The sequence below is a fragment of the Thermus caliditerrae genome (genome assembly GCF_021462525.1).
GTDB classification, from domain to species: Bacteria; Deinococcota; Deinococci; order Deinococcales; family Thermaceae; genus Thermus; species Thermus caliditerrae.
This window is the reverse complement of sequence record NZ_JAKEDT010000003.1, coordinates 52,716-70,894: the sequence shown is the minus strand read 5'-3', so window position 1 is coordinate 70,894 and position 18,179 is coordinate 52,716. Positions and strand designations below refer to the sequence as shown.

The following is an 18,179-nucleotide window of genomic DNA, read 5'->3' as shown; positions in this document are numbered from 1 at the left end:
TAGCACGGCCCCGGGCATTTTGTAAACCTTAGGGTTGCAAAAATGCTGTCGGGGCTACCCTTTCCCCAGGGGGCGCCTCCGGGCCACGGGGAGGAGGCGCTCGGTGGCCACCTCCGGCTCTTCGCCCCGCGCCTTGGCCGCCTCCCGTTCCAGCTCCGCCCAGAAGAGGGCCATCTCCCAGACCGCGCGCAGGCGTTCTTCCAGCGGCACCTTCGCCCACTCCCGGCGGTCGTCGGGGGGGAGGTCCAAGGGAAAGCGCCGGGCCACGGGCCGGATGGTCCTCATAGCTCCTCCAGGTCGCGGAGGTCCACAGGCCGACCGAAAGCCCGTTTCAGGGCCTTCAGGTCCTCGGGGTGGACCACGTAAACCTTCACGCCGCCCACCTCCCGCTCCAGGGCCCGGGCGAAGGCCTCCCCGAAGGGTGGGGTTTCCAGGATGACCAAGTCGATGCGGTTGGGGGCGTAGCCCAGCTGGACCACCCCTGGGGTGGCCAGATCCTCTTCCTTTAGCCCCAGATCATCCCCGCCGAAGAAATCCCGGATGGCGGCGAGAACCTTGTCCGCCTCCTGGGCGTCCACCCAGAGGTCCAGGTCCTTGGTGAACCGGGGACGGCCCAGGAAGGCCAGGGCATAGCCCCCGATGACCAGGAAGCGGGCCCCCGCCCGGTGCAGGGACCGGAGGAAGTCCAGCATGTCCTCCGTCATCCCACGTTCTCCCGGAGCCAGTCCAGGTAGGGGCCGTGCCCCTCGGCGATGGGGAGGGCGAGGATCTCGGGCACCGAGTAGGGGTGGAGAGCGAGCACCCGCTCCTTCAGCCTCGGGAAGGCGAAGGTGGTGGTCTTGACGATGAGGAGCACCTCCCTGTCCTCCACCACCTCCCCCTGCCAGCGGTAGACGGAGGTGAGGCCCGGCACCAGGTTCACGCAGGCGGCCAGGCGCTCCTCCACCAGGGCCTTGGCCAGGGTACGGCCCACCTCCTCGCTGGGTGCGGTGATGAGGACCACCTCCTCCATCTACTTTTCCTCCTCCACGGCGAAGGCGCTGGCCACCTCGTCGTCTTCAGGGAGGTTCATCACCTTGACCCCGGCGGTGGCCCGGGAGTACTGGCGGATCTCCGCCACGGGGGTGCGGATGGCGAGCCCCTTCTTGGAGAGCACCAACAGGTCTTCCGTCCCCCGGACCTTGAGGAGGGCGGCCAGCCGGCCCACCTTCATGGAAACGGCGTAGGTGATCACCCCCATGCCCCCTCGGCCCTGCAGGGGGTACTCGGCGAGGGGGGTGCGCTTGCCGTAGCCCCGGGTGCTCACGGAGAGAAGGTCCACCATTTCCCCTGGCTTCACTGTCACCAGGGAGACCACCCGGTCCCCTGGCCGCTTGAAGCGGATGCCCACCACCCCCTGGCTGTCCCGACCGGTGGCCCGCACCTCCTCCAGGGGGAAGCGGATGGCTTGGCCTTCCTGGGTGGCCAGGAGGGCCTCGTCCTCGGGGTCGGAGAGGGCCACCCCGATGAGGCGGTCTCCCTCCTGGAGCCTTATGGCGATGAGGCCGGCGGCGCCCAGGTTCTGGTACTCCCTTAGGGCGGTGCGCTTCACCAGGCCCCGCTCGGTGACGAAGACCAGGTAGCCCTCCCCGTCCAAGCCCCGCACGGAGAGGAGGGCGGCCACCTCTTCCTCCTCCGTGAGGGGCAGGAGGGTCTTCACGTGCACCCCCCGGGCCTGGCGGCCCATCTCCGGGAGGTCGTAGACCTTGAGGCGGTACACCCGGCCCCGGTTGGTGAAGAGGAGGAGATCGTCGTGGGCGTCGGCCACGAAGACCTCGGTGGCCTGGTCCTCCTCCTTCGTCTTCCCCGCCACCAGGCCTTTACCCCCCCTCCCCTGGGCCCGGTAGCTTTCCAGGGGGAGGCGCTTCAGGAAGCCCTGGGCGGTGAGGGTGATGACCATGGGCTCGTCCTCGATGAGGTCTTCGGGGTTGAAGCTCTCCTCAAACTCGGTGATGAGGGTGCGCCGCTCGTCCCCGTACTTCTCCTTCACCCGCAGGAGGTCCCTTTTCACCTCGCCCCAGAGGCGGGTCTCGTCCTCGAGGATGGCCTTGAGCCGGGCGATCTCCTCCATGAGCCCCCGGTACTCCTCCAAGAGCTTCTCCCGCTCCAGGGCTACCAGGCGCTGCAGGCGCATGTCCAGGATGGCCTGGGCCTGGACCTCGGAGAGGCCGAAGCGCTCCATGAGCCCTTGGCGCGCCTGGGTTGCGTCCTCGGAGGCGCGGATGAGGGCGATGACCTCGTCGATGTGGTCCAGGGCGATGAGGAGGCCTTCCAGCACGTGGGCCCGCTCCTGGGCCTTCTTGAGTTCAAAGAGGCTCCGGCGCCGCACCACCTCCTTGCGGTGGTCCAGGTAGTGGCGCATGAGCTCCAGGAGGGGGAGAACCTTGGGCTCCCCGTGGGCGATGGCCAGGAGGTTCACCGTGAAGGAGGTCTGCAGGGCGGTGTGCTTGTAGAGCTGGTTCAGGACCACCTGGGGGTTGGCCCCCCGCTTGAGCTCGATGGCGATCCTTAGGCCCTGGCGGTCGGACTCGTCCCGTAGGGCCACGATGTCCTCGATCTTCTTGGCCTTGACCAGGGCGGCGATCTGGGCAATGAGGCTCGCCTTGTTGACCTGGTAGGGGATCTCCGTGACCACCAGCATGGGGCGCTGGCCCTTTTCCTCTATGCGCACCTTGGCCCGGACCTTGAGGCTTCCCCGGCCCGTGGCGTAGGCCTCCCGGATCCCCCTCTTGGAGAGCCTTCCCCCGGTGGGGAAGTCGGGGCCCGGGAGGTGGCGCATGACCTCTTCCAGGGTGATCCCCGGGTTGTCGATCATGGCCACCAGGGCGTCCACCACCTCCTTGAGGTTGTGGGGCGGGAGGCTGGTGGCCATGCCCACGGCGATGCCGCTGGCGCCGTTCACCAGGAGGTTGGGGATGGCGGCGGGGAGCACCTCGGGCTCCTTGAGGGAGCCGTCGTAGTTGGGGCGGAAGTCTACGGTTTCCTTGTCGATGTCCAGGAGCATCTCCGCCCCTAGGGGGGAGAGGCGGGCCTCGGTGTAGCGCTGGGCGGCGGGAGGGTCGCCATCGATGGAGCCGAAGTTCCCCTGGCCGTCCATGAGGGGGTAGCGCAGGTTCCAGGGCTGGGCCAGACGGGCGAGGGCGTCGTAGATGGCCGCATCCCCGTGGGGGTGGTACTTGCCCATGACCTCGCCTACGATCTTGGCGCTCTTCACGTGCTTGCGGCTCGGGAGCACCCCCTCCTGGTGGGCACCATAGAGGATGCGCCGCTGGACCGGCTTCAGCCCATCCCGCACGTCTGGGAGGGCCCGGTCCACGATGACGGACATGGCGTAGTTGATGAAACTCTGTTTTAGCTCCTCGGTGATCTCTACGGGCAGAACCTGGGACATAGCGCTCCTCGGGGCGTTGAGACGCCTCTTATCAGTATAGCAAACCCCTCGCTATCCTTTCGGATAGCCACTATAGCGCTGCGGCAGTTAGGGTGGCCCCACCTCCAAGACCTCCGCCAGGTAGGTGAGGGCCAGCTTGTAGGAGAGGGGGCCGAAGCCGGAGATGAGCCCTCGGCAGGCTCCCGCCGTCACCGAGTGCTGGCGGAAGGGCTCCCGGGCGTGGAGGTTGGTGAGGTGCACCTCCACCACGGGGAGGGGCTGGGCCCTGATGGCGTCCAGGAGGGCGTAGGAGTAGTGGGTGAGGGCCCCGGGGTTGAGCACGATGGCCAAAAACCCCTCCCGGTGGGCCTGCTGCACCCACTCGATGAGCTGGCCCTCGTAGTTGGTCTGGCGGAAGGCCATCCCCAGGCCCAGTTCCGCTCCCCAGGCCTCGCAGAGGGCCTCGAGCTCCTCTAGGGTTGTCCGGCCGTACACCTCCGGCTCCCGCTGGCCCAGGAGGTTCAGGTTGGGACCGTTCAGGATCAGCACCATAGGGGCTCCTTTCCCCCTAGGATAAGCCCATGCGCTGGCTGCTGGCCCTTTGGCTTTTGGCCCTTTCCGCCCTGGCCCAGACCCACACCGTAGCCCCCGGGGAGACGCTTTTTTCCATCGCCCGCCGCTACGGCACCACGGTGGAGGCCCTGGCCCGCCTCAACGGGCTTTCCGACCCCAACCGCATCCGGGCGGGGCAGGTCTTGCGGGTGCGCCCGGGGGAGGAGGTACCCCTGCCCAGGGGGAGGCTCTGGTATGCGCCCCCGGTCCAGGGACGGGCCTTCGGCCTGCGGGTGGCTGGCTACCGGGAGGGGTGGGCGGAGTTCTTGGGGGTGCGCTACCCCCTTTGGCCCGGGGAGGAGGGGCTTTGGGCCCTCCTGGCGGTGGGGGCCTTGCAGGGGCCAGGGGAGTACCCCTTGCGCCTGCACCTGGAGGGGGAGGAGGTGGTTCTTCCCCTGCGGGTGGTCCCCGGGGGGTACGGCCAGGAAACCCTCGCCCTTTCCCCTACCTTGGAGGGCCTCCTCCAGGACCCCGGCCTGAAGGCGGAGCGGGAGCGGGTGGTGGCCGCCTGCTCCCAGGAAGGGCCCCTCCGCTTCTGGGGGGCTTTCGTCCGCCCCCTCGAGGGGGGGCGCACCACCAGCGCCTTCGGCACCCGCCGCCGGTACGGCACCCTCTTCACCTCCTACCACGAGGGCCTGGACTTCGCCGCTCCCCTGGGCACCCCGGTGCGGGCGGTGGCCGCGGGGGTAGTGGTCCTCTCGGAAAGGCTCAAGGTGCGGGGGGAGGCGGTGGTGGTAGCCCACGGGATGGGGCTTTGCACCGGGTACTGGCACCTTGCTTCACGGCAGGTGCGGGTGGGGGAGGAGGTGCGGCCTGGGCAGGTGCTGGGGCGTTTGGGGAGCACGGGGCTTTCCACGGGCCCCCACCTGCACCTGGAGGTGCGCCTTAGGGGGGTGCCCGTGGACCCTGCGCCCTTCTTCTCCGGCCTTCCCCTACCCTAGGCGCAGAAGGGAGAGCACCTCCACGTGGTGGGTGAAGGGGAAGAAGTCGTAGGGGCGGGCGAAGGCCAGCTCATAGCCTCCCCGGGAGAGCTCCCCCACGTCCCGGGCCCAGGTGGCGGGGTCGCAGGCGATGTAGAGGACCTCCCGGGGGCGCGATTCCAGGAGGTAGCGGCGCACCTCCGGGGAGAGGCCGGACCGGGGCGGGTCCAGGACCACCAGGTCAAAGGCCCCGAGCTGGGCCGCTTCCTTGGCGTCCCCGCGGTGGAAGCGCACGTTTTCCACGCCCAGCCGCTTCCGGTCCGCCTCGCCCCGGCGCACCGCCTCCTTGCTGATCTCCACCGCCACCACCTCCCCGTAGCGGGGGGCGAGGAGGAGGGAGAGGAGACCGCTGCCCGCATAGAGCTCTAAGGCCCGCCCGCCTCCTTGCACCAGCCCTTGGGCCTCTTCCAGAAGCTCCCCCGCCGCCAAGGGGTTCACCTGGCTGAAGCTCTCCACGCTCACGCTGGCGGTGAGGGGGCCAAAGCGCTCCAGGAGGGTTCTTTCGCCATAAAGGGGCCTCACCCTTCCCCGGAAGCGGCCCTTCTCCGAGGGCTCGGCCCAGACCACCCCGGCGAAGCCCTCCCGCACCAGGGCCTTGGCGGGGCGCTTCAGGGCCTCGGGGCTTCCCCCGATGAGCCCGAGGAGAACCCTCCCTTCCAGGAGGCTTCCCCTTAAGGCCACCTCCTCCACGGGCAGGGGCCAGGTGGAAAGGACCCTCAGGGCCCAGGCCAAGGGCTCGGCCACCAGGGGATCCTCCTCCACCCGCACCAGGGCGTGGCTTTCCGGGAGGCGGTAGGCCAGGCCTCCCAGGGGGTGGCGGGCGTACTGGGCGGCGGTGCGGTAGCCCAGGGGCCTGGGGGAGGGGTGGATGGGGGCCAAGGGGAAGGGAAGCCTAGCGATGCGCATGAGGGCGTCTTGCACCAGGCCCTCCTTCAGGGGAAGCTGGCTTTCGTAGGCCAGGGGCAGGTCGGCGGGANTTGGGGGGGGGGGGGGGGGGGGGGGGGGGGGGGGGGGGGGGGGGGGGGGGGGGGGGGGGGGGGGGGGTGAGCACCTCCACCTCCTCCAGGAAAAGGGTTCCCTTGCGGCGCACAGGTTTTCCCCGCACCACCTCCCCCGGCAGGGCCCCCTTGATGAGGACGGTTCCTTCCTCGGTGCGGGCGAGGCCATAGCCCCCCGGCACCAGCTTCTCCACGGTGAGAACCTTCACCCTTTCACCCTACACCAAGCCCACCAGCGCTAAGATGGAGGGGTGATTCGGGTACTGTTAGCGGACGACCATGCCCTCTTCCGCCAGGGGCTCAAAAGCCTTTTGGAGGCGGAAGGGGATTTTCGGGTGGTGGGGGAGGCCAAGGACGGTTGGGAGGCATTAAGGCATGCCCTCGAGGCCAAGCCGGACGTGATCCTCATGGACATCCAGATGCCGAACCTGGACGGGGTGCAGGCCACCCAGGCCATCCTCAAGGAGTGGCCGGAGGCCAAGGTGATCATCCTCACCATGTACCGCCAGGACGCCTACGTGTTTGAGGCGGTGAAGGCGGGGGCCAGGGGCTACCTTCTCAAGGACACGGACGCCAGCGAGCTCATCGGGGCCATCCGCCGGGTGCACGCGGGGGAGGTGCTTTTGGACGCGGAGCTGGCCGGGCGCATCATCCAGGATTTCCGGGCCAAAAAGGAGTCCAGCGCCCCCCTCCATGCGGAGCTTTCCGAGAGGGAGATCCAGATCCTCAAGCTGGTGGCCCAAGGCTACACCAACCTGGAGATCGCCGCCGAGCTCCAGCTTTCTGAAAAGACCGTGCGCAACCGCCTTTCCGAGATTTTCCAGAAGCTTCACCTGAACAACCGCACCCAGGCGGCCCTCTACGCCATTCGCGAGGGGCTGGCCCAGCCTGAGCCGGAAGAGTAGTGGACCCGGTGCGGTTGCTCCTGGAGCTGGCTCCCCTGGCCGGGGAGGAGGCCCGGGGGGCTTACGTGGCCTCCCGCCTGCCCAAAGCGCAGCGGGATGGCCTGGGCAACGTTTGGGCCGGGGAGGGGCGGGTGCTCCTCCTGGCCCATCTGGACACCGTGCTTCCCCCGGCCCCCCTTCGGCGGGCGGGAGGGCGGCTCTACGGGCCGGGGGTAGGGGACAACTCGGGCGGGGTGGCGGTCCTCCTCTCCTTACCGGAGATGCCCGGGGTGGTGCGGGGCTTCACCGTGGGGGAGGAGGGTCTGGGGAACCTCAAGGGGGCCCGGGCCCTGGTGGAAACCCTGGCTCCTGAGGTGGTGGTGGCGGTGGATGGGTACCTGCCGGGGGTGGTGGACCGGGCTTTAGGCTCGGTCCGTTTCCGAATCACCTTTCTGGGTCGGGGGGGCCACGCCTGGGGGGACAGGGGGACCCCCAATCCCGTGTTTGCCCTAGCGGAGGGGCTTTCCCGGTTGCACACCCTTTTCAAGGAGGTGGGGGGTGAGGCTAGCCTGAACGCCAGCGGTCTCCGGGGGGGCGAGGCGGTAAACGCCATACCCAAGGAGGCCTCGGCCCTGCTGGAGATCCGCGCTTTGGAGGAGGGGGCCCTTCGCACCCTCTACCACAAGGCCCAGGAGGTTCTGGAGGAGGCGGCCCGGTTCCACGGGGTGGGGGTTTCCCTGGAGGTCCTGGGAAGGAGGCCTGCGGGGAGCACCGCCACGCCCAGGCTTCTGCAAGCGGCGGAGGTGGCGCTGGCCAAGATCGGAGAAAGGCCCCAGTTCCAGCCGGGTTCCACCGATGCCAGCGCCGCCATCGAACGGGGCATCCCCGCCTTGGCCCTGGGGGTGTACCGGGGGGGTGGGGCCCACACCCCGGAGGAATGGGTGCTTCCCCAAAGCCTTTGGGAGGGGCGGGAGGTGCTTCTGGCCTTTTTAAAGGCCCTTGGCGTAGGATAGGGCGTATGCGCGTGGGCGTCCTCGAAGGCTTCCTTTCCCGCCGGTATCTGGGGTTCTGGGAGGCCTACCTGAAGGCCCTCGAGGTGGAGGTGGTGCGGGCGCAGGTGGTGCCCGACCTGCGCCCGCCCTACTGCCTGCCCGTCCAGGGCCTTTTGGCCCAGGTGGAGGCCCTGAAGGCCCAAGGGGTGGACTACCTGCTCCTTCCCGACCTCCAAGGGGGGGTGGAGTCGGAGCGGGGCGGGGGGGCTTGCCCTTGGCTTTTGGACCTCGAGGCCACCCTCCACCGCTACTTCCCAGGCCTTCCCCCGGTGCTGAAGGTGCCCGCCGAACTCTCCGACAAAACCCTGGGCCGGGCGGCGGAGGTGGGGCACCTCCTCACGCAAAACCCCATGGTGGTGGGGCGGGCCCTGGACCGGGTGCGGGGGCTTTTGAAGCCCCTTCCACCCCTCAAGACCCCCCAGGGAAGCGTGGGGGTGGTGGCCCAGCCCTACCTCCTCGAGGACGAATCCTTCCGCAAGGCGGTGGAGGAGGCCTTGGCTCAGGAGGGGCTCATCCCCTACTTCCCCGACCTGCCCCCGGAGAAGCTCAGGGAGGAAGGGGATAGGCTCCTTCCCATGGACCTTCCCACCGACCGGGAACTGGTGGGCATGCTCCACTACCTCCACCGCCTGGGCCGGGTGAGGGGGCTTCTCTTGGTGGTTTCCTACGCTTGCCCGCCCATCCCCGGCCTGCTGCGCAAGGCCGCCAGGAAGCTCAGCAAGCCCCACCGCCTGGTGGTCCTGGGGGAGGATTGGAGCGGGGCGGTGAAGGAGCTTAAGCGGGAGCTCCAGGGGGCCTAAGCACCCCGTCGTGGCTTGCGCCACCACGGGGGCCCCAAAGAGGCCATGAGCACGCCGCTTCGGCTATGGCCGATGGGGCAACCTTTGCGTGCGAATCCTTAGGAGATGTGCTCCAGCCCCCCTTCAGCGGTCGGGGTTGGGGTAGACTTTAGGGCATGACCGGTCGGTCAGTTCTTCTCCGTCGCCTCCTGCCCTACCTGGCCCCGTACTGGGTCCGGTACACCTTAGGCGTTTTGGTGGGTCTCCTGTCCATCTTCTTTTTTGTGCTGACCCCCTACTTCCTGCGCCTGGGGGTGGACGCGGTGGGGCACGGGGGGCCCTATGGGCGCTACGCCCTTTTTTTGGTGCTCTCCGCCGGGGTGAGCGCCCTCCTCTCCTTCTTCATGCGCCGCCTGGCGGTGGTGGCCAGCCGCCAGGTGGAGTACGACCTCAGGAAGGCCCTCTTCCACCATCTGCTCCGTCTGGACCGGAGCTTTTACCAAAAGACCCGGGTGGGCGACCTCATGAACCGCCTGAACACCGACCTCTCCGCGGTGCGGGAGATGGTGGGTCCGGGGATCATGATGGGGAGCCGCCTCTCCTTCCTGGTGCTTTTGGCGTTTCTCTCCATGTATATGGTAAACGCCCGCCTGGCCTTCTACCTGACCCTGGTCCTTCCCCTGATCGGCGGGGTGATGTTCTACCTCCTCCGGCTCATCGACCGCCGCTACCGCGAGGCCCAGGAGGCCTTTGACCAGATCAGCACCCTGGCCCAGGAGGCCTTCAGCGGCATCCGGGTGGTGAAGGGGTACGCCCTGGAGGGCCGCATGCTCACCCGCTTCCAGAGCCTGAACCGGGCCTACATGGGCAAGAGCCTGGCCCTGGCCAAGGTGGAGGGGCCCATGCACGCCCTATTGGGCTTACTCATGGGCTTCGCCTTCCTCCTCGTCCTTTGGGTGGGGGGCAGGATGGTGGTGGAGGGGCAGCTTTCCGTGGGCCAGCTGGTGCAGTTCAACGCCTACCTGGCCCAGCTCACCTGGCCCATCCTGGGCCTGGGCTGGGTGATGGCCATGTACCAGCGGGGCTTTACCAGCCTGAAGCGCCTCTTGGAGCTTTTGGACCAAGAGCCCGCCCTTCGCGACGAAGACCCCCTGCCCCTGAAGGCGGAGGACCTCTCCGGGGAGGTGCGCTTCGTGGGGGTGGGGCTTTGGCAGGAGGGGCGCTGGCTCCTTAAGGACATCACCCTCACCGTGCCCGAGGGCATGACCCTGGGGATCACCGGGCGCACGGGGGCGGGCAAGAGCCTCCTCACCGCCCTTATCCCCCGCCTTTTGGACCCCACGGAGGGGGAGGTTTTTGTGGGGGGGTATTCCGTCCGGCGCATCCCCCTCTCGGCTCTACGGCAGGCGGTGGGGGTGGCCCCGCAGGAGCCCTTCCTCTTCAGCGAGACCCTTTTCGAGAACATCGCCTTCGGCTTGGAAGCGCCGGACCGGGAGCGGGTGGAGTGGGCGGCCAGGCTCGCCGGCATCCACGAGGAGATCCTCGCCTTTCCCAAGGGCTACGAAACCCTCTTGGGGGAGCGTGGGGTTACCCTCTCCGGGGGGCAGCGCCAGCGGGTGGCCCTGGCCCGCGCCCTGGCCAAACGCCCCAAGATCCTCATCCTGGACGATGCCTTGAGCGCCGTGGACACCGAAACCGAGGCCCGCATCCTCCAGGGCCTGAAGGGCGTCCTCGGCCGCCAGACCACGTTCCTCATCTCCCACCGCACCGCCACCCTGCGCCACGCCGACTGGATCATCGTCCTGGACGGGGGGAGGATCGTGGAGGAGGGCACCCATGAGAGCCTTTTGGAAGCCGGGGGCCTCTACGCGGAGCTGGACCGCATCCAGCGCATGGAGCGGGAGGTGGAGGGGTGATGCACGAGGACGCCTACAGCAAGGCCTTCGACCGGGTGCTCTTCGCCCGCATCCTGCAGTACGTGAGGCCCTACCGCCTCCAGGTGGGGCTCGCCCTTCTCTTCCTCCTCCTCACCACCCTCACCGCCGCCGCCACCCCGCTCTTCTTCAAGTGGGCCATCGACGGGGCCCTGGTGCCCAAGGAGGCCAAGCCCCTTGCCGAGCGCTTCGCCCTCCTCCTTTGGGTGAGCCTGGGCTTCCTCTTGGTGCGCTTCGTGAACTTCGCCGCCACCTACGGCCAGACCTACCTCATCCAGTGGGTGGGGCAAAGGGTGCTCTTTGACCTTAGGAGCGCCCTGTTCGCCAAGCTCATGCGCCTGCACCCGGGGTACTACGACCGGAACCCCGTGGGCCGCCTCATGACCCGGGTTACCTCCGACGTGGACGCCATCAACCAGTTCATCACCGGGGGGCTGGTGGGGGTCATCGCCGACTTCTTCACCATCTTCGGCCTCCTGGCCTTCATGCTGGCCTTGAGCCCCAAGCTCACCCTGGTGGTACTCCTGGTGGTGCCTGTGCTCCTCTGGGTTACGGCCTGGGTGCGGAACGGCATGCGCACCGCCTACCGGGAGATGCGCCTAAGGCTGGCCCGCCTCAATGCCGCCCTCCAGGAGAACCTTTCCGGGGTGGAAACCATCCAGCTTTTTGTGAAGGAGAAGGAGCGGGAGGCCCGGTTTGACCGCATGAGCCAGGACCTCCTCAAGGCCTGGGTGGAGATCGTGCGCTGGTTCGCCCTCTTCTTCCCGGTGGTGGGCTTTTTGGGGGACTTCGCGGTGGCCAGCCTTCTCTTCTACGGCGGGGGCGAGGTGGTGCGGGGGGCGGCCTCCTTGGGGCTTCTGGTGGCCTTCGTGGACTACACCCGCCAGCTTTTCCAGCCCCTGCAGGACCTCTCCGACAAGTTCAACCTCTTCCAGGGGGCCATGGCCAGCGCCGAGCGCATCTTCGGCGTCTTAGACGCAGAAGAAGAGCTGAAAGACCCCGAGGACCCCAAGCCCATCCTTCGCTTCCGGGGAGAGGTGGAGTTTAGGGACGTGTGGCTGGCCTACACCCCCAAGGGGGTGGAGCCCTCGGAGAAGGACTGGGTGCTCAAGGGCGTTTCCTTCCGCATCGCCCCGGGGGAGAAGGTGGCCCTGGTGGGGGCCACGGGGGCGGGCAAGACCAGCGTGGTGAGCCTCATCGCCCGCTTCTACGACCCGCAAAGGGGCCAGGTGCTCCTGGACGGGGAGGACGTGCGCCGCTACCGCCAGGAGGACTTGAGGCGGCACGTGGGCATCGTCCTCCAGGACCCCTTCCTCTTCTCCGGGACCATCCTGGACAACCTGCGCCTTTTTGACGAGACCATCCCCCAGGAAAAGGTGGAGGAGGTAGCCCGTTTCCTGGGGGTGCACGAGGCCATTTTGCGCCTTCCCCAGGGCTACCACACCCGGGTGGGGGAAAGGGGGGCGGGGCTTTCCACGGGGGAGAAGCAGCTTCTGGCCCTGGTGCGGGCCCTCCTGGCCAGCCCCGACATCCTCCTCATCCTGGACGAGGCCACGGCCAACGTGGACTCGGAAACGGAAAGGAGGCTTCAGGAAGCCCTCTATAAGGCCATGGAGGGGAGGACCTCGGTGATCATCGCCCACCGCCTCTCCACCATCCGCCGGGTGGACCGCATCCTGGTCTTCCGCAAGGGGCGTTTGGTGGAGGAGGGCACCCACGAGGACCTCCTGCGGAAGGGGGGCTACTACGCCACCCTCTACCGCCTGCAGTACGCGGAAAGCTGATGGGCTACCGGGAGGCTTTGGACTGGCTTTTCGCCCAGCGCCGCCAAGGGGCGCGGGGCCTGGGGCGGGTGCGGGCCCTTCTGGAGCGCCTGGGGCATCCGGAGGAGAGCTTTCAAGCGGTGCACGTCCTGGGCACCAACGGCAAGGGGAGCGTGGTGGCCTACCTCGAGGCCGCCTTCCGCGCCCAGGGCCTCCCCTTCGGGGCCTACACCAGCCCCCACCTCCTGGACTTCCGGGAGAGGATCCGCACCCACCGAGGCCTCATCCCCGAGGCGGCGGTGGCGCGCTTCGTGGCCTGGGCCCAGGGGCAAAGCTGGCCCGAGCCCCCGGGGTTTTTTGACCTGGCCACCGCCTTGGCCTTCCGGCACTTCCGGGAGGAGGGGGTGGCCCTGGCGGCGGTGGAGGCGGGGGTGGGGGGGGAGAAGGACGCCACCAACGCCCTTTCCCACGTGGTCCTCACCGTGCTGACCCACGTGGGGGAGGACCACCTGGAGGCCTTAGGGGGGAGCCTCGAGGCCGTGGCCTGGGAGAAGGCGGGGGCCTTCCGCCCCGGGGTCCCCGTGGTCACCGGGGCGGAAGGGGTGGGCCTGGAGGTGGCCCGGCGGGTGGCGGCGGCGCGGGGGTGCCCCCTCCACCTCCTGGACCCGGAAGACCCCCTCTTCGCCCTCCCCGCGCCCCCCGCCCTGAAGGGGGCCTTCCAGGAAGCAAACGCCCGGCTGGCGGCGGCGGCCCTGAGGCTCCTGGGCTTTCCCGAGGAGGCCATTGCCCGAGGGCTTCGGGAAGCAAGGCATCCGGGCCGGCTGGAGCGCTTCCTGGTAGAGGGAGTGGAGGTCTACCTGGACGGGGCCCACAACCCCCCGGCGGCCCAGGCCCTGGCCCGGGAGTTTGCCGCCTACCACCTGGTCTTTGGCGCCTTCCCCCGAAAGGACGTGCGGGGGGTGCTGGCCCACCTCCTCCCCAAGGCCAGGAGCGTCCGCTACACCCGGGCCGGGGAGGGGGCCTTGGGTCCGGAGCTGGGCGGGCCCTTCTTTGAGGAGCCCTGGGAGGCCCTTCATCACGCGGTGGAGGCCGCGCGGGCGGACGGCCTCCCCGTCCTGGCCACGGGCTCCTTGTACCTGGTGGGGGTCCTAAGGGGAAGGCTCCTTAGGAACCTCCCGGCCGAAGAGCCTTAGGAAGACGCTCTCCAGGCTGGGCTCCCCCCGGGAGATCTCCAAAACCTCCACGGGCACCCGGGGCAGGGCCTCCTTGAGGGCCGCCCACTCCCCCAGGAAGACCAGGCGGTCCTTCCCCTCCGCCAGCCACCCCGGGCCCAGGGCCTCCGCCAGGGCCTCGGCCACGGGCTCGGCCAGGCGGAGGAGGTACCCCTCTCCCGCCCACTCCCGCAGGAGGGCCCGGGTGGGCCCTTCCCGAAGGAGCCTTCCCCCCTGGAGGAAGGCCACCCGGTCGCTCACCCGCTCCACCGTGGCCAGGTCGTGGGAGGTGAGGAGGATGCCGATCCCCTCCCCCTTGAGGCTCAGGAGGATGGCCTCCAGCTCCCCCCGGCTCACCGGGTCCAGGCCCAGGGTGGGCTCGTCCAGGAGGAGGAAGCGGGGCCTTAGGGCGAGGGCCAGGGCCAAGGCGGCCTTCTGTTGCATGCCCCGGGAGAGGGAGGCCAAAGGGGCGTGGAGGCGCTCCTTCAGGCCAAAGCGCTCCAGCCAGTGGAGGAAGCGGGGGCGCACCTCCTTAGGGCTAAGCCCCCGGATCCCCCCGAAGTAGAGGGCGTTGGCCAGGAGGGGGAGGTTGAGGTAGAGGTTGCGGCTCCCCTCCAGGAGGACCCCGAACTCGTGCCCCTGGGGCCTGCGCCGCCTGCCCTCCTCCTCCAGGTAGACCTCCCCCTCCTCCGGCAGGAGGAGGCCCAGGATCACCTTCACCAGGGTGGTCTTGCCCGCCCCGTTGGGGCCCAAGAGGCCCAGGACCTCCCCCGCCCTTAGCTCCAGGCTCACCCCGGCGAGGGCCTGCACCGGGCCGAAGCGCTTGTGGACTCCTTGCACCAGAAGGCGCATCAGTACCTCCCCAGAAGGCCCTTGTGGCGCACCAGGGCGTACATCCGCCCCATGGCCAAAAGCCCCAGGGAGAGGAGGAGAACCCCCTGCAGAAGGGCCAAGAGGAAGACCCCGGGGTCAAAGGCCCCCCCCGTGAGCCCCAGCTTCAGGAGGTGGGCCCCCGGGGCGAAAGGGAGGTAGGCCATGAAGGGCTGCCAGGCGGCGAGGGTGAAGAAGTAGGGGAGGAGAAGGAACTGCAGGATGGTGAAAAGGCCCATCACCTGCTTGAAGTAAAGGGCCAGGGTACCCATGAGGAAGCCGAAGCCCATGGCGGAGAGGGCCACGGGGAGGAGGGCCAAAGGGAACCAAGGGGTGGGCTCGAGGCGCACCCCCAGAAGGAGGACCAGCAGGAGGAACACCACCCCGTTGTAGAGCACGTTGAAGAAGGTGTCCGCCAGGGCCCGCAGGAAAAGCTGCCGCAAAAGCCCTCCCCGGGCCAAGGCCAGGTGTTCCAGGGTGCCCCGGGTGGCCTCGTTGTGCAGGGTGAAGGCGATGCTCTGGAACATCCCCACGGTGATTCCAAAGGCAGCGTAGAGGAGGAGGAGGTTGCCCAAGCTTAACGGTACCTCTGTCCCGGCGGCCAGGGCCCGGATGCCCATGGCGATGGCGAAGAAGAAGACGGTATCCGCCACCAGGCTGGCCAGCTGGTTGAACCAGTAGACGCGCAACTGCTGCACGGAAAGCAGGAGCTCTGCTCTAAGTTGGTGAAGGAAGATAAGGTGCATGGCTTACCCCCCCTCTAGGTCGCGGGCTGGCAAGGCCTTTCTCTATAGGCTTCCCCCAACCATTTGGGATCAAGATACAGAGGGGAAGGTAACCTCTGCGTAACTCATTGGGTTCTCATAAAACTCTTTGGGCGTTATGCGGGGGCCATGTTTCCTAGGGGGCTTTGAGGGCATGTGGCTTCTCCTGGACTTCGTTTGGGGGGAATGGGGGGCTTCCCACGGCCAAGGTCCCCACTGTTTGGTCCGGGTCTTTAGCCCCTAAAGCCCCCACTCCCGCCTGAGCCGCTCCACCCGGGCCAGGACCGCGGGGTGCCGGGGGTCCAGGGGGGAAAGGCGCTCCAGGAGAGCCTCCCAGAGCTCCAGGTCATCCCTAAGCCGCTCCGCCAAAGCGTAGAGGGCCTCGAGGCTTCCCTGGCTGAGGGCCGCCTTCCGCAGGCTTGCCTCCAGCTCCCACCGCAACTCCTCCACCCCCGGGGCCTGGCTGTTGGGCAGGAGGGGGCCCCGGTAGAGGCGGAGGGCGCGGGAAAGGTTCCCCTGGTGCAGGGCTTCCTCCACCTCCAGGAAGTCCGCCTTTAGGGGGGAAAGCAGGCGGTAGGGGCGGCTTCCCACCACCAGGCCCCGCTCCCGTAGGCGGTGGAGCTCCATGCGCAGGGCGGGGGTGTTCCCGTCCCCGTAGAGGGCTTGGGCCAGGGCCTCCCCCCTCCACCCCTCGGGCCGGGCCAGGAGGAGGACCAGAAGCTCTGCCTGCCGCAGGGGAAGGGGCCTCCCGAAGAGCCTGGCCTCTCCCAGGGTCTGGAGGTGGGGGTCGGGGCTCGCCCTGGAGGTGGGCCAGAGGAGCCACCCTCCCCTCCCGGAAACCTCCCCCAGGGAAGAGGGCTCCTCCCCCAGGAAGAGGCGGGCCCGGAAGACCTCCTCTCCGGTGCCTTCCCTTTCCAGCAAAGGGAGGAGCTCCCTCACCCCCTGGCTATCCTCCCGCACCAGGGCCTCCCCGAGGAGGAGCAGGGCCCTGGGATAGGGGTCTTGGGCCCAGGGCCGGGCGGCTTGCAGGAGGGGAAGGGCTCCTTGGCCCAAGAGGCGCACCCCTGCGGGGGCCAGGTAGGGGAGGGCTGCGGGGGGCGCTTCCTCCAGGGCTTTCTGCCAGTAGGCCCGGGCGGCCCTTTCCTCCCCCTGGAGGAGGTGAAGGTGGGCCACGAGGAAGCGGGCGTAGAGGCCAGGCCCCGGCTCCAGGGCCAGGGGCTCCACCTCCCGGAGGAGGTCGGGGAGGGGCGGTTCCTCTTCGGCCAGGAGGGTGAGCCAGGCCCACTCCAGGGTGGTAAAAGCCCCCGGGGCCTTGAGGCGGGCAAGGGCGGCGTGGGCCAAGGCCTCCCGCAGGCGGCCAAGGCGCCGTTTCGTGCGGGCCAGGGCTAGGGTGAGCAGGCCTTGGTCCTTAGGGCTTTGGGTGCGGTGGAGGGCCTCCTCCAGGGCCACCACCCCTTCCCGCGGGGGTAAGGCGAGGCCCAGATGGTAGAGGGTAAAGGAGGTCTGGGCCCTCCTGGCGGCCTCCAGGGCGAGCCTCCGGTACCCCTGGAGGTCCCCCCGGCGGGCCTTGGCGAAGCCCAGGAGGGCCAGGCGCTCGGCCTCCTCAGGGCCCTTTCCCTTCCAGGCCTTTAGGAGGGCCTCCGCCTCCCCCTCCCGCCCCGCCTCCAGGAGGGCCCGGGCCTGGGCCAGGGGAGCTTCCTTCCCCCACGGGGCCAGGGTGCCCAGGCTTTCCTCTTCCATGGAAGCAGTATAGAAGCATTATAAAGGAAAAGCCAAGTACCCGCANGTCGTGGCGCAAGCCACGACGGGGTACTTAGCCTCACTCCCTGGCCTCCGCCAGAACCCGCCCCGAGGGGTCGGCGAAGACCACCCGGCTCACCCGCTCCAGCTCCAGGAGGACGTAGGGGCTGGTGAGGGCCTGGGTGACGATGGCCCCGGGCCTGGGGCTTTGCAGGTTCAGGACCACCCGGGCGGTTCCGGCGGCATAGGTAACCCCCACCACGCTTAGGCTGTACCCTCCGGTGGGCTTCAGCCCCCAGAAGAAGGCGGCCACGCTCTTGTTGCGGAAGTCCACGCTGGGGGCGGGGGGGCGGGGGATGCGGTTGGCCACCACCAGGTTCCACACCTCGGCGAAGCGGGTGGGGTTGTTGGCCAAATAGGCCTTGGCCTCCGTTTCCTGATAGGCGGCGTTGGCGCCTTGGTCCAGGATGCGGTAGGGGGGAGGAGGCGGGGTCACCACCTCCACTCTAAGCCCGTACTGGACCAGAAGGGCTCCCACCCGGTAGCCGTCGGGGATAGGGTCCAAGGCCAGGGGCTTCAGGACGGGCTCGGAAAGCTCAAAGAGCGCCACCTGCTTCCCCCCCCGCCGGGCCAGGATTTCCCGCAAGAGGACCTGGGTTTCCGGCCCGGTGAAGGCGTAGAGGTCGGGGGTCTGGTAGCCCGTGGGCTGGACCAAGGCGCGGCGTTCCCCTTCCTTCAGGCTTCCCGTGAGCTTCACCCAACCCACGCCGTCGTAGAGCCAGGTGGCCCGGAGGTTGGCCTGGGTGCGCACCTCCACCAGGCTCCCCTGGACCCCGCGCACCGCCTCGGCCAGGGGCCTTAGGGCCGGCCCCACCTCGCGCAGCACCGGGTTCCCGTCCACCCAAAGCGCTCCGGGGACCGCCCAGAGGCTCTCGCCAGCGGCCTTTTCCAGGCGCAGGGTCGTTTTCCCCAGCTGCACCTCCCGGGGTTCCCCGTAGAAGTAGGTCCAGCGCTCCGTGGCCTCGGGGAAGAGGAGCTGGGCCTCGGCCACGCGGTAGCCGGAGCCTTCCAGCACCTCGCAGGCGGCAAGAAGGGGCAGGAGGAGTAAGGGGAACAGCCAACCTTTGCTCATGGTTCCATGATACCCCCTGGCCGGAGCCGGGGCCTTAAGGCTCCTTTGAGC

General features: G+C 68.7%; 16 protein-coding genes and 1 pseudogene. 7 read left to right on the top strand and 10 right to left on the bottom strand.

Going from position 1 to position 18,179, the window contains the following annotated elements; all coding sequences use genetic code 11:
• Positions 1 to 54: 54 nt before the first annotated feature.
• The 5 genes from L1088_RS03190 to aroQ form a co-directional block, all read right to left on the bottom strand.
• A complete protein-coding gene (locus L1088_RS03190) occupies positions 55 to 285 on the bottom strand; it encodes a hypothetical protein (RefSeq protein WP_234553695.1) in 231 nt (76 codons plus the stop codon).
• The gene (locus L1088_RS03185; protein ID WP_038047672.1) at positions 282 to 704 is read right to left on the bottom strand and encodes a nucleotidyl transferase AbiEii/AbiGii toxin family protein; all 423 of its coding nucleotides are present in this window, start codon (positions 702 to 704) and stop codon (positions 282 to 284) included. Before L1088_RS03185 ends, L1088_RS03190 begins: the two co-directional genes overlap by 4 nt.
• Positions 701 to 1,012, bottom strand: a complete 312-nt coding sequence (gene cutA, locus L1088_RS03180) for a divalent-cation tolerance protein CutA (RefSeq protein WP_038047671.1) — start codon at positions 1,010 to 1,012, stop codon at positions 701 to 703. Before cutA ends, L1088_RS03185 begins: the two co-directional genes overlap by 4 nt.
• Positions 1,013 to 3,430 (bottom strand): DNA gyrase subunit A, encoded by a 2,418-nt coding sequence (gyrA, locus tag L1088_RS03175; RefSeq protein ID WP_234553694.1) that lies wholly within the window; start codon positions 3,428 to 3,430, stop codon positions 1,013 to 1,015.
• A gap of 87 nt (positions 3,431 to 3,517) precedes the next feature.
• Positions 3,518 to 3,961, bottom strand: a complete 444-nt coding sequence (aroQ, locus tag L1088_RS03170; protein WP_234553693.1) for a type II 3-dehydroquinate dehydratase — start codon at positions 3,959 to 3,961, stop codon at positions 3,518 to 3,520.
• Between the two features lie 29 nt (positions 3,962 to 3,990).
• On the opposite strand from aroQ, the gene L1088_RS03165 reads away from it, so the two are divergent.
• Entirely contained in the window at positions 3,991 to 4,962 is a 972-nt protein-coding gene (locus L1088_RS03165; RefSeq protein WP_234553692.1) for a LysM peptidoglycan-binding domain-containing M23 family metallopeptidase, read from the top strand.
• Here the strand turns inward: L1088_RS03165 and L1088_RS03160 are convergent.
• A pseudogene (locus L1088_RS03160) lies at positions 4,954 to 6,208 on the bottom strand (class I SAM-dependent RNA methyltransferase). The gene L1088_RS03165 and the pseudogene L1088_RS03160 sit on opposite strands and share 9 nt — an antisense overlap.
• A 42-nt stretch (positions 6,209 to 6,250) precedes the next feature.
• Between L1088_RS03160 and L1088_RS03150 the strand changes: the two are divergent.
• From L1088_RS03150 to L1088_RS03125, 6 genes are all read left to right on the top strand, one after another.
• Entirely contained in the window at positions 6,251 to 6,904 is a 654-nt protein-coding gene (locus L1088_RS03150) for a response regulator transcription factor (RefSeq protein ID WP_234553690.1), read from the top strand.
• Positions 6,904 to 7,896: a M20/M25/M40 family metallo-hydrolase gene (locus tag L1088_RS03145; RefSeq protein ID WP_234553689.1), complete on the top strand. Its 993-nt coding sequence runs from the start codon at positions 6,904 to 6,906 to the stop codon at positions 7,894 to 7,896. Before L1088_RS03150 ends, L1088_RS03145 begins: the two co-directional genes overlap by 1 nt.
• Before the next feature lie 5 nt (positions 7,897 to 7,901).
• Positions 7,902 to 8,735 (top strand): hypothetical protein, encoded by an 834-nt coding sequence (locus tag L1088_RS03140; RefSeq protein ID WP_234553688.1) that lies wholly within the window; start codon positions 7,902 to 7,904, stop codon positions 8,733 to 8,735.
• A gap of 155 nt (positions 8,736 to 8,890) precedes the next feature.
• A complete protein-coding gene (locus tag L1088_RS03135; RefSeq protein WP_234553687.1) occupies positions 8,891 to 10,630 on the top strand; it encodes an ABC transporter ATP-binding protein in 1,740 nt (579 codons plus the stop codon).
• The gene (locus L1088_RS03130; protein ID WP_234553686.1) at positions 10,630 to 12,432 is read left to right on the top strand and encodes an ABC transporter ATP-binding protein; all 1,803 of its coding nucleotides are present in this window, start codon (positions 10,630 to 10,632) and stop codon (positions 12,430 to 12,432) included. The genes L1088_RS03135 and L1088_RS03130 overlap by 1 nt, the downstream gene beginning before the upstream one ends.
• The gene (locus tag L1088_RS03125; RefSeq protein ID WP_234553685.1) at positions 12,432 to 13,604 is read left to right on the top strand and encodes a bifunctional folylpolyglutamate synthase/dihydrofolate synthase; all 1,173 of its coding nucleotides are present in this window, start codon (positions 12,432 to 12,434) and stop codon (positions 13,602 to 13,604) included. The genes L1088_RS03130 and L1088_RS03125 overlap by 1 nt, the downstream gene beginning before the upstream one ends.
• Here the strand turns inward: L1088_RS03125 and L1088_RS03120 are convergent.
• The 4 genes from L1088_RS03120 to L1088_RS03105 form a co-directional block, all read right to left on the bottom strand.
• Positions 13,560 to 14,474, bottom strand: coding sequence for an ABC transporter ATP-binding protein (locus L1088_RS03120; protein ID WP_234553684.1), 915 nt, complete (start codon positions 14,472 to 14,474; stop codon positions 13,560 to 13,562). The two genes, L1088_RS03125 and L1088_RS03120, sit on opposite strands and share 45 nt — an antisense overlap.
• Positions 14,474 to 15,238 carry an ABC transporter gene (locus tag L1088_RS03115; RefSeq protein WP_234553683.1) on the bottom strand — a complete coding sequence of 255 codons (765 nt, stop codon included), beginning with the start codon at positions 15,236 to 15,238 and terminating at the stop codon, positions 14,474 to 14,476. Before L1088_RS03115 ends, L1088_RS03120 begins: the two co-directional genes overlap by 1 nt.
• Before the next feature lie 258 nt (positions 15,239 to 15,496).
• Positions 15,497 to 16,996, bottom strand: a complete 1,500-nt coding sequence (locus L1088_RS03110; RefSeq protein ID WP_234553682.1) for a hypothetical protein — start codon at positions 16,994 to 16,996, stop codon at positions 15,497 to 15,499.
• 79 nt (positions 16,997 to 17,075) lie between these two features.
• On the bottom strand, positions 17,076 to 18,128 hold the full coding sequence (locus tag L1088_RS03105; RefSeq protein ID WP_234553681.1) for a protease complex subunit PrcB family protein: 1,053 nt from the start codon (positions 18,126 to 18,128) through the stop codon (positions 17,076 to 17,078).
• Positions 18,129 to 18,179 lie beyond the last annotated feature (51 nt).

Bases quoted from the DNA above. Each gene is read 5' to 3' on its own strand.
- L1088_RS03190 (WP_234553695.1), bottom strand. From the start codon at position 285: ATGAGGACCATCCGGCCCGTGGCCCGGCGCTTTCCCTTGGACCTCCCC.
- L1088_RS03185 (WP_038047672.1), bottom strand. From the start codon at position 704: ATGACGGAGGACATGCTGGACTTCCTCCGGTCCCTGCACCGGGCGGGG.
- cutA (WP_038047671.1), bottom strand. From the start codon at position 1,012: ATGGAGGAGGTGGTCCTCATCACCGCACCCAGCGAGGAGGTGGGCCGT.
- gyrA (WP_234553694.1), bottom strand. From the start codon at position 3,430: ATGTCCCAGGTTCTGCCCGTAGAGATCACCGAGGAGCTAAAACAGAGT.
- aroQ (WP_234553693.1), bottom strand. From the start codon at position 3,961: ATGGTGCTGATCCTGAACGGTCCCAACCTGAACCTCCTGGGCCAGCGG.
- L1088_RS03165 (WP_234553692.1), top strand. From the start codon at position 3,991: ATGCGCTGGCTGCTGGCCCTTTGGCTTTTGGCCCTTTCCGCCCTGGCC.
- L1088_RS03140 (WP_234553688.1), top strand. From the start codon at position 7,902: ATGCGCGTGGGCGTCCTCGAAGGCTTCCTTTCCCGCCGGTATCTGGGG.
- L1088_RS03135 (WP_234553687.1), top strand. From the start codon at position 8,891: ATGACCGGTCGGTCAGTTCTTCTCCGTCGCCTCCTGCCCTACCTGGCC.
- L1088_RS03130 (WP_234553686.1), top strand. From the start codon at position 10,630: ATGCACGAGGACGCCTACAGCAAGGCCTTCGACCGGGTGCTCTTCGCC.
- L1088_RS03125 (WP_234553685.1), top strand. From the start codon at position 12,432: ATGGGCTACCGGGAGGCTTTGGACTGGCTTTTCGCCCAGCGCCGCCAA.
- L1088_RS03120 (WP_234553684.1), bottom strand. From the start codon at position 14,474: ATGCGCCTTCTGGTGCAAGGAGTCCACAAGCGCTTCGGCCCGGTGCAG.
- L1088_RS03115 (WP_234553683.1), bottom strand. From the start codon at position 15,238: ATGCACCTTATCTTCCTTCACCAACTTAGAGCAGAGCTCCTGCTTTCC.
- L1088_RS03110 (WP_234553682.1), bottom strand. From the start codon at position 16,996: ATGGAAGAGGAAAGCCTGGGCACCCTGGCCCCGTGGGGGAAGGAAGCT.
- L1088_RS03105 (WP_234553681.1), bottom strand. From the start codon at position 18,128: ATGAGCAAAGGTTGGCTGTTCCCCTTACTCCTCCTGCCCCTTCTTGCC.